Here is a 3,968-nt window from a genome sequence, read left to right on the forward strand (position 1 = left end):
ATGGACTCCAAGGATTTGGGCCGCTTCCTTGGGTTTGACATATCTGGCAATAGGTTTATCCTCAACTCTTCTCGCTTATTATTTTATTATACCGTATTGCCCTAAAATGTTAACCTAATTTGAGATTAAATCATGCTCTCAATCAAATGAACCCCAGCCATCAAGCTAAGTTCCTTCCCTCAATTCTAGCAACTGTATCCCAGCCTCGGCTATATTAAAGCCAATATTGCCCGGCTGCTACCATGAAACAAAATTAATATGGACTGAATATGATCTGCAAGTCAGCCTTGATCTCTGTTATCCTCCTAGGTGCGATCGCCCCTGTGGGACTAGCTAACGTATTTTCCCAGGAAGCGCGAGAAGTTTGTCCAACTCCGGTTTTATCCCGTTTGCAACGTCATCGTGTCGCCCCAGGCGAAACCCTAGAAACCATTGCGCGACAGTACAATTTAATTGCTGCTACCCTCATGGGTCTGAATCCCAGTTTACGCGATGGTGTAGTCTCCGTCGGACAAGAGATCCTGATTCCCCCCTACAATGGCATTCAGATAGAAGTAGAACCCGGTCAGACCTGGGTGGATGTAGCCCGCGCCCATAATACCAGGGCGGATGTAATTTTTGAAGTCAATGGCTGTCAACCGGAACCCAGGGTAGTATTTATTCCCGGAGTCAACTGGGCCCCTGCGCCGCCAGTTACCCTCTCCCCTGACCTGTTATCTGGTCATCCCTTGCCAATGATGACTGAGGTACTGTTTCGCTATGGGTGGCAGTTAGATCCTGTTAGTGGTCAAGTAGTATTTCATGGAGGTATTGATTTATCCGCACCTACCGGAACTCCTGTTTTAGCTGTAGGCAAAGGTGTGGTAGCTTTTGCTGGATATAGAGAGGGCTATGGTAATCTGGTGGTAGTTAATCACGCCCAGGGAAAACAAACCCGCTACGCTCACCTTTTGGAAACGGTGGTTGACACCGGACAGCAAGTAGCATTAGGGGAAACTCTAGGATTAGTGGGTCAGACGGGCCGACCAAGTAGCGATCGCCCCCACCTTCATTTTGAAGTCCGCTATAACTCCAATTTAGGATGGGTTGCCGAAGATCCTAGTCCTTACTTAAATATTCAAGAAGCAGACAGCCAGTATAAACGCCGAGTCCGCCGACAATAGGCTGGTTAAATTTAACCCCCTCGACTCCCTCCTGCACCTCTAAATGTAGCGCCGCGACCACCGGAACCAAAACCACCTCGTGTCACACCACCAACAGAGGGACTTCTACCTCCAGGAGTGGTATTACGAATACCTGCACTAGATGGAACAGCACGAGGGCTAGAATTAAAGCTACGATAGTAATAGTAGCGACCCCCGCGATGTTTATAGTAAGGACCATAATGGTAACCTACGGGGTAGGAACCATCGGTAATTGGTTCACATAGATCAGCTTCACCCCATTGTTGGTGACAGTCCTGAAGATTTCTATATACTTCTCGTCTTTTATGGTAAGAGGCGCAGGCTTCCAGACCGACTGATGCTATCAGGACTAGGGTGATAACTGCTGTTCTTTTATATCTGCGAAATTTAATTTTATCCATGATGAGACTCAGAAATTTGGCTTTGACATACTCCTAGGCGAAATCTGAACACAGTATAATGAGGACTATTTCTTTCTCTAGGATAACCAATGATCCGTGCCAGACCAAATTATGAGTCAACTTTTAACTTTCTTTTTAGATTTTCTGGTAGTCTTCTGATTTTGAGAAGGTGGTGTTGCTGCTTGTAAAGTTGGCATAGCGATAGTAACTGTAGTACCTTGGTCATGTCCGGCGCTGTCAAGTTTAATACCGCCACCCATCATTTCCATGAGACGACGCGCGATCACTAATCCTAAACCCACTCCTCCCGACTCCCTAGTGGTGGAACCATCAACCATCACGAAAGGCTGAAATAGTTGGCTTTGCTTCTCTGGGATTACCCCAATTCCTGTATCAACAATAGTTACAATTACCTGTTCAGATGCTTTGATAATCTGACCGGAATTAGAAGCGATCGCATTCCCCCAATTCGGGAAGCGTTCAAGTTTGCTAGAAATGGTGATACTACCAGCTTTGGTGAACTTGACAGCATTATTAATAATATTGATAAAAACCTGTTTAAGTTTATCTCGGTCTGCTTGTACTTCCAGAGGTTCAGGGGATAACATTAAGTTTAAATCTAAACCTTTCTGCTGAAGATCCAGAGTTTGTAAAGCGATCGCCTCTTGGAGAATCACCCCCAAGTCCGTCGGTTCCAAAAATAAAGATAGTTGACCTTCCTCAATCAAAGCAATATCTAAAATATCATTAACAATATCAAATAAATGCAGAGCCGAGTCATTAGCCATCTGTAAATATTCCATTTCCTCATCGCGATCGTCACAAAATCCTTCCTGAATCAAATTCAGGGAATTAATAATGCCATTAAGCGGGGTTCTTAACTCATGGGATATAACCCGCAAAAATTCATCTTTTAGCTGGTTAGCCACCCGCGCCTCCTTAGTCGCAAAAGCCAAGGCTTGAGCGCGAGACTGCAAACGATCAACCATAGTCCGCAAAGCCTGAGCCAACTGCTCAACTTCCCGGATTTTCAGATTTTTGGGAACCTCTACATGGGATTCAATGCTGTTAACTTGTAAAGCATAATCTCGGAGTTTTTCTAAAGGACGCGCCAAATCCCTAGATAGATATAATGCTGCACTAATAATCGCTATAATTAAACTCAGAATTAGCACAACTAAAACCGAATTAATATCCTTTAAGCCATAGAGAGCATCATCTAAACTCGCCACCGCCAAGATAACCCATTGACTATCATAATTCTTGGGAAAAACCGGACTTTCAATAGCATGATATCCCGCCAATAATTCTTCCCCATTTGGTTCAAAAGCAAACAAATGAATAAAATTAGTACGACCCGCCAACGCACTACGCAGTAAACTCTCTAGCCGCTGAGAATCAGCGTGATCTCTAATATTTAATCCCACCCACTGCGGATTAGGATGAGCTACAATAGTTCCAGCTTCATCTAAAATTACAGTCGAACCTGTTAAAGATTTCGGGGTGTGTTCACCTCTGAGTAAAGAATAAGACTCCAGACTTAATCCATAACGGAGTCGATTAACTTCTCCATCAGCAATATAAACCGGAGCAATAGAGATTAAACTTAGTTGATTATTTTGGCGACGAAGTAAAACTCTACTTCCCTCTGGACTATCGGACTCACTATCATCGAGATGTTGGGGAAAAAAGCCTTTGTCAGCCTCTGCAGTTCCCACATTAATAATATGAGCTTCCGACTGACTCACAGCCCAGTTCTGAGATTGAGTAGCAGACCATAAATCCTGGGGAAATTGAACCCGCGCCCCCTCGTCACAGGTACTAGCTACCATCTGATTGGTTTCCAGATTAGTCATTTGCAGACAGTTGACCTCAAAAGGTAATTCGGAGACGACCTCTTCGAGAAAACCTTGAAAATTCTCCTCTTCTCCAGACTGCAAAACGGAACTGTGAGCCACTAAAATCAAACTTGATCTCAAGGACTTCGCCCATTCATCAATACCCGCAGCTTTTTTAACTGCACTTTCAGTTAAGTTCAGACGAGCCGTTTCTAGTAAAGCTGAACGAGCTTTGCGATAGGTCACATATTGTCCAACCAACAACACCGGAAGGCTTAACAGCAAAATCCGGGATAGCAGAAGACGGCGAAATGAAGATTGACCGCGTTTAGACATAATTCACATCAAACAGAGGTGCTATGGCTCAGGGCTGCCCAATTCTCATAGTAGCGCGAACCCTGGCGTTATGAATCACTTGACAAATCATCGGGTTCTGATTTGGGGCTGAAACTGTGACTCAAAACGGAGGTATAGCACAAGACAGAACACTTAGGACGTATAATGGAGAGGACGAGATGACTAAGAAGACCAAAAATGCCAGCCCC

At 44.5% G+C, this 3,968-nt stretch carries 3 protein-coding genes and 1 pseudogene; 1 reads left to right on the plus strand and 3 read right to left on the minus strand.

Translation table 11 applies throughout. The features are described from left to right. Nucleotides 1-65: pseudogene (locus tag ACTIE0_RS23205) on the minus strand (transposase); the annotation flags it as partial. A gap of 204 nt (nucleotides 66-269) precedes the next feature. Here ACTIE0_RS23205 and ACTIE0_RS23210 point away from each other — a divergent pair. Beyond that, nucleotides 270-1,163, plus strand: coding sequence for a LysM peptidoglycan-binding domain-containing M23 family metallopeptidase (locus ACTIE0_RS23210; RefSeq protein WP_006669742.1), 894 nt, complete (start codon nucleotides 270-272; stop codon nucleotides 1,161-1,163). An 11-nt stretch (nucleotides 1,164-1,174) separates the two neighbouring features. Here the strand turns inward: ACTIE0_RS23210 and ACTIE0_RS23215 are convergent, their stop codons facing one another. Both ACTIE0_RS23215 and ACTIE0_RS23220 read right to left on the minus strand, forming a co-directional pair. Then, entirely contained in the window at nucleotides 1,175-1,585 is a 411-nt protein-coding gene (locus tag ACTIE0_RS23215; protein ID WP_006620349.1) for a hypothetical protein, read from the minus strand. A 116-nt stretch (nucleotides 1,586-1,701) separates the two neighbouring features. Continuing rightward, a complete protein-coding gene (locus ACTIE0_RS23220; RefSeq protein ID WP_006620350.1) occupies nucleotides 1,702-3,759 on the minus strand; it encodes a sensor histidine kinase in 2,058 nt (685 codons plus the stop codon). Between the last annotated feature and the right edge of the window lie 209 nt (nucleotides 3,760-3,968).

The sequence above is a fragment of the Limnospira sp. genome (assembly GCF_051859755.1).
Classification (GTDB): Bacteria; Cyanobacteriota; Cyanobacteriia; order Cyanobacteriales; family Microcoleaceae; genus Limnospira; species Limnospira fusiformis.

Excerpts from the sequence above, each read along its gene's own strand:
- ACTIE0_RS23220 (WP_006620350.1), bottom strand. The coding sequence starts at position 3,759 with ATGTCTAAACGCGGTCAATCTTCATTTCGCCGTCTTCTGCTATCCCGG.
- ACTIE0_RS23210 (WP_006669742.1), top strand. The coding sequence starts at position 270 with ATGATCTGCAAGTCAGCCTTGATCTCTGTTATCCTCCTAGGTGCGATC.
- ACTIE0_RS23215 (WP_006620349.1), bottom strand. The coding sequence starts at position 1,585 with ATGGATAAAATTAAATTTCGCAGATATAAAAGAACAGCAGTTATCACC.